The organism is Pseudomonas sp. GD03875, from assembly GCF_029840585.1.
Classification (GTDB): Bacteria; Pseudomonadota; Gammaproteobacteria; order Pseudomonadales; family Pseudomonadaceae; genus Aquipseudomonas; species Aquipseudomonas paralcaligenes.
This window is the reverse complement of the sequence record NZ_JAOCCV010000065.1, coordinates 1-5288: the sequence shown is the minus strand read 5'-3', so window position 1 is coordinate 5288 and position 5288 is coordinate 1. Positions and strand designations below refer to the sequence as shown.

The 5288-nt window shown below is 66.8% G+C and carries 4 protein-coding genes and 1 pseudogene; 3 read left to right on the top strand and 2 right to left on the bottom strand.

From position 1 onward, the window contains the following. Positions 1-130 precede the first annotated feature (130 nt). The 3 genes from N5D30_RS25870 to N5D30_RS25860 all read left to right on the top strand — a co-directional run bounded on the left by N5D30_RS25870 (position 131) and on the right by N5D30_RS25860 (position 3554). A complete protein-coding gene (locus N5D30_RS25870) occupies positions 131-1069 on the top strand; it encodes a rhodanese-related sulfurtransferase (RefSeq protein WP_220812869.1) in 939 nt (312 codons plus the stop codon). Between the two features lie 105 nt (positions 1070-1174). Beyond that, positions 1175-1783 (top strand): DsbA family protein, encoded by a 609-nt coding sequence (locus N5D30_RS25865; protein WP_279904021.1) that lies wholly within the window; start codon positions 1175-1177, stop codon positions 1781-1783. Then, a complete protein-coding gene (locus N5D30_RS25860) occupies positions 1776-3554 on the top strand; it encodes an ABC transporter ATP-binding protein (RefSeq protein WP_279911299.1) in 1779 nt (592 codons plus the stop codon). The genes N5D30_RS25865 and N5D30_RS25860 overlap by 8 nt, the downstream gene beginning before the upstream one ends. A 196-nt stretch (positions 3555-3750) precedes the next feature. On the opposite strand, the gene N5D30_RS25855 is transcribed toward N5D30_RS25860, so the two are convergent. Together N5D30_RS25855 and N5D30_RS25850 are read right to left on the bottom strand one after the other, a co-directional pair. Then, positions 3751-4473 (bottom strand): TorF family putative porin, encoded by a 723-nt coding sequence (locus N5D30_RS25855; RefSeq protein ID WP_220812871.1) that lies wholly within the window; start codon positions 4471-4473, stop codon positions 3751-3753. 563 nt (positions 4474-5036) lie between these two features. Next, positions 5037-5288, bottom strand: a pseudogene (locus N5D30_RS25850) (transporter); the annotation flags it as partial.

Genomic DNA, 5288 nt, shown 5'->3' with positions numbered 1-5288 from the left:
CTCCATTGATCCGGGCCGGCTGCAGAGCCATGTCCGCCTGGGTTAGAATCGCCCCCGCGCCGGCTCCAGCCGGCGCTTCCATTTTCATCCCCGGTCCGCCCTTTGCGAGGGTGACCACTGGAGAGCGTCCATGACCGACAAGATCGTCGTGGCGGCGTTGTACAAGTTCGTCTCCCTGCCGGACTACCAAGCGCTGCGCGAACCCCTGCTGAACACCATGCTCGAACACGGCGTGAAGGGCACCCTGCTGCTCGCCGAGGAAGGCATCAACGGTACCGTCTCCGCCTCCCGTGAAGGCATCGACGGCCTGCTCGCCTGGCTGCGCCGCGACGCGCGCCTGGCCGACGTGGACCACAAGGAGTCCTACTGCGACGAGCAGCCCTTCTATCGCACCAAGGTCAAGCTGAAGAAGGAGATCGTCACTCTCGGCGTGCCGGGCGTGGACCCCAACCAGCGGGTCGGCACCTACGTCGAGCCCAAGGACTGGAACGCCCTGCTCGACGATCCCGAAGTGCTGCTGATCGACACCCGCAACGACTACGAGGTAGCGATCGGTACCTTCGAAGGCGCCGTCGACCCGAAGACCAAGTCGTTCCGCGAGTTCCCCGAGTACATCAAGGCCCACTACGACCCGGCCAGGCACAAGAAGGTCGCCATGTTCTGCACCGGCGGCATCCGCTGCGAGAAGGCGTCCAGCTACATGCTCGGCGAGGGCTTCGAGGAGGTGTTCCACCTCAAGGGCGGCATCCTCAAGTACCTGGAAGAGGTACCGCAGGAACAGACCAAATGGCGCGGCGACTGCTTCGTCTTCGACAACCGGGTGACCGTGCGCCACGACCTCACCGAGGGCGACTACGACCAGTGCCACGCCTGCCGCAACCCGATCTCGGTCGAGGATCGCCAGAGCGAGCGCTATTCGCCCGGCATCAGCTGCCCGCACTGCTGGGACTCCCTGCCGGAGAAGACCCGCCAGGCCGCCCGCGAGCGCCAGAAGCAGATCGAGATTGCCCAGGCGCGCAACCTGCCGCACCCCATCGGCTACAACTACAAGGCGCTGCAGGAAGGCTGAACCGCTGCCCCAAACGGCCGCTCTGTACGTACACTGCAGCCATGCTCATCTCGTCGCCTGGCGACTAAGGACCGCGTCGTGCGCCCAGCCCGTCTGCTCTATGTGATGGACCCCATGTGCTCCTGGTGCTGGGGCTTCGCGCCGGTGGTGCGGGCCCTTGCCGAGCAGGCCGGCGCGGCCGGCGTGCCGACCCGGCTGGTGCTCGGCGGGCTGCGCCGGGAGCGGGCGGCGCTCGACCCGGCGACGCGGGCGCGCATCCTCGCCCACTGGCAGGCGGTGCATGCCGGCACCGGCCAGCCGTTCGGCTTTGACGACGCGCTGCCGGAAGGCTTCGTCTACGACACCGGGCCGGCCTGCCGCGCCCTGGTCGTCGCCCGCGAGCTGGATGAGGAGAGCACCTGGCCGCTGCTCCAGCTGATCCAGCACGCCTTCTACGTGGAAGGTCGCGACGTCACCCGCGCCCAGGTGCTGGTCGAGCTGGCCGAGCGCGCCGGCATCCCGCGCATCGAGTTCGCCGCGGCCTTCGACAGCCCGGCGATGCTGGCGGCCACCGAGGCCGACTTCACCTGGGTGCAGGACCTGGGCATCGCCGGCTTTCCCACCCTGCTCGCCGAGCGCGCGGGCCAGCTGGCCCTGCTGACCAACGGCTACCAGCCGCTGGACGCCCTGGCGCCGCTGCTGGGACGCTGGCTGGAGCAGGCCGCCCATGCCTGATCGCCTGACCTGGGCGGAGATTCGCCGCCTCGCGATGCGTCATCGCAAGGGCCTGCTGCTGGCCAACCTGATCGCCGTGTTCGCCACCCTGTGCAGCGTGCCGATCCCGCTGCTGCTGCCGCTGCTGGTGGACGAGATCCTGCTGGAGCAGGGCGACGCGGCGCTGCGCTTCATGGACCGCTTCCTCCCCGACGCCTGGGAAAACGCCATCGGCTACATCGGCCTGATGCTGGCGCTGACCCTGCTGCTGCGCCTCGGCGCGCTGGTCAGCAACGTGCTGCAGGCACGGCTGTTCGCGGGCCTGTCCAAGGACGTGATCTACCGCCTGCGCGTGCGCCTGATCGAGCGGCTCAAGCGGATCGCCCTGGGCGAGTACGAGAACCTGGGCGGCGGCACCGTCAGCGCCCACCTGGTGACCGATCTGGACACCCTCGACAAGTTCATTGGCGAGACCCTGAGCAAGGTGCTGGTGGCGTTGCTGACTCTGACTGGGACCGCCGCCGTGCTGATCTGGATGCACTGGCAGCTGGCCCTGCTGATCCTGCTGTTCAACCCGCTGGTGATCTACGCCACGGTGCAGCTGGGCAAGCAAGTCAAGCATCTGAAGAAGCTGGAGAACGACAGCACCTCGCGCTTCACCCAGGCGCTGACCGAGACCCTGGAGGCGATCCAGGAGGTGCGTGCCGGCAACCGCCAGGGCTTCTTCCTCGGCCGTCTCGGCCAGCGTGCCCGCGAGGTGCGTGACTACGCCGTGGCCTCCCAGTGGAAGAGCGACGCGGCCGGGCGCACCAGCGGCCTGCTGTTCCAGTTCGGCATCGACATGTTCCGCGCGGCGGCCATGCTCACTGTGCTGCTGTCGGACCTCACCATCGGCCAGATGCTCGCCGTGTTCAGCTACCTCTGGTTCATGATCGGTCCGGTGGAGCAGTTGCTCAGCCTGCAGTACGCCTACTACGCTGCCGGCGGCGCCCTGGCGCGGATCAACGAACTGCTGGCGCGGGCCGACGAGCCGCAGCACGAAGGTCGCATCGACCCGTTCCGCGGCCGCGAGACGGTCGGCATCGAGGTGCGCGGGCTGACCTTCGCCTACCGCGACGACCCGGTGCTGCAGGGCCTCGACCTGTCCATCGCGCCGGGCGAGAAGGTCGCCCTGGTCGGTGCCAGCGGCGGCGGCAAGAGCACCCTGGTGCAGTTGCTGCTCGGCCTCTACACGGCCCAGGCCGGCACCATCCGCTTCGGCGGCGCCAGCCTCGAGGAAATCGGCCTGGAGCGGGTGCGCGAGAACGTGGCGGTGGTGCTGCAGCATCCGGCGCTGTTCAACGACACGGTGCGTGCCAACCTGTGCATGGGCCGCGACCGTAGCGACGAAGCCTGCTGGCAGGCGCTGGAGATCGCCCAGCTGGCCTCCACCATTCGTGGGTTGCCGGAGGGCCTGGACAGCATGGTCGGTCGCTCCGGCGTGCGCCTGTCCGGCGGCCAGCGCCAGCGTCTGGCTATTGCCCGCATGGTGCTGGCCGAACCCAAGGTGGTGATCCTCGACGAAGCCACCTCGGCCCTGGATGCCGCCACCGAATACGCGCTGCACGAAGCGCTGGGCCGCTTCCTCAACGGCCGCACCACGCTGATCGTGGCGCACCGCCTGAGCGCGGTGAAGCAGGCCGACCGGGTGCTGGTGTTCGACGGCGGCAGCATCGCCGAGGACGGCGACCACCAACAACTGATCGCCGAAGGCGGGCTGTACGCCAAGCTCTACGGGCATTTGCAGCACTAGCGCGGAATGGCTCTCGGTGTGCACGGCTCACCCTACACGCCACTCGGAGCCTCCCGTAGGGTGCGCCGCGCACCGCCGGGAATACGTGTAGGGCGGGTGAAACCCGCGAGTCCGACCGCGGGTTTCACCCGCCCTACGGTCACAGAAAAAAGCCGCAGCCCTGCAGGGGGCTGCGGCTTTTTCTGACGGTGTTGCTTCAGAAGGACTTGGACACGGCCACGGTCAGGTTGGAGTCGCAGTAGTCGTCCTTGCCGTAGGCCGCCTCGCAGGACTCCGACGCGATGTCCGTATCGGTGTAGGTCAGCGACACGTCCAGGCCGAGGATGGTCTTGCCGATGCCCAGGCTCCAGTCCTTGTAGTCGTCGCCGCCGGCCTTCTGGTCGGTCAGGCCGTAGGTGGCGAACACGGTCAGCTCGTACGGCAGCGAGTACTCGTAGCCGACCCAGGTGTAAGTCGGATGAATCCCGGTCTCCACGCCGTACTTGTGCCCCAGGGTGAAGCCGTAGGCGGTGATGCTGGGGATCACCTCGTAGCCGTTCCAGGCGCTGGCCTGCGGGTAGGTGTACTTGGCCAGCTGCAGGTCGACGGAGATGTCGTCGGTGAAGCCGTAGCCGTAGCCGATGTAGTAGTCGATCTCGGCGTCGGCCCCGCTGGTGTTGCCGGGGAAGGCCTCGTCGTCCACGTTCGAGCCCCACACGCCGGCATACAGGCCGCTCTCGTGGGCGACGTCCAGGCTGCCCTGGATGGCGGCCTGGCCGGCGGTCTGCGACTGGCCGCGCCAGATGTAGTCGCTGGCCAGGGTGGCGGTCATGCTCACGTCGAACTTGCCCAGCGGGCTGTCGAAGCTTTCCGCGGTGGCGATACCCGCCAGCGAGACCAGGGTGGTGGTGGAAAGGGCCAGAGTCAGTTTCTTCAGCATTTGGTACTCCTGAATGCGCAAAGTGTCGGATGGCTTTCCTTGGTTTTATTCGCTCTGGTGGCGATTTCTGTTAAGCCGCTTCGCTATAAGCGCTATTCGTGCCAGCTTTGAGGAAATCGATATTTATCAACGGATTGAGGCGAGGAAGAAGACGCTTGAAGGCGTCTGAGGGCGGCCGATGTGCACCGGGCGGGCACGGCAGGCCCGCTAATGGGGCGCCGCAAGAAGGGAGTTGGAGAGGTAGGGCAGAGCGGCCCGGAGGGGGGCGGCTCACATAAGGAATGATCGGGCGCGATCAGTTGCTGGTTGAACTCCGCCCAGTAGGAGCGGACTTGTCCGCGAACAGGGCTGACAGCAAAGCTTCGCGGCCAAGGCCGCTCCCACAGAGATAGCTCACGACGCTCGGTTGGGGCATGGGCCGGCCCGATAAGCACTTGTAGGAGCGGACTTGTCCGCGAACAGGCCTGACAATAAAGCTTCGCGGCCAAGGCCGCTCCTACAACGGTGCATATGAGGGATGTTGCGCGTACAGGTTGCGGGTCAGATCAATAGGAGCTGGAGGCTTACCTCGGCTGGATATCGCCTGCCTGCCATCTGCTCTCGCTGTCGCTGATGGCCTGTGCGATGTCGCTGAGCTGATAGGAGGGCAGTTCCTTGGGCAGCGGGTCGAGCCCGACGCTGGCGAATAGCTGGCCGTAGCTGTTGCGCAGCTCGGCATAGGCCAGGTCGCGGCGCAGGTCCGCCTGCAGGGTGTTGAGCTCGGCCTGGATCAGCTCCAGCTCGCCGATGCTCTGGGCCTTGTGGCGGTTGCGCAA

Coding starts and splice junctions, on each gene's coding strand:
- N5D30_RS25865 (WP_279904021.1), top strand. CDS start 1,175: ATGGACCCCATGTGCTCCTGGTGCTGGGGCTTCGCGCCGGTGGTGCGG.
- N5D30_RS25870 (WP_220812869.1), top strand. CDS start 131: ATGACCGACAAGATCGTCGTGGCGGCGTTGTACAAGTTCGTCTCCCTG.
- N5D30_RS25860 (WP_279911299.1), top strand. CDS start 1,776: ATGCCTGATCGCCTGACCTGGGCGGAGATTCGCCGCCTCGCGATGCGT.
- N5D30_RS25855 (WP_220812871.1), bottom strand. CDS start 4,473: ATGCTGAAGAAACTGACTCTGGCCCTTTCCACCACCACCCTGGTCTCG.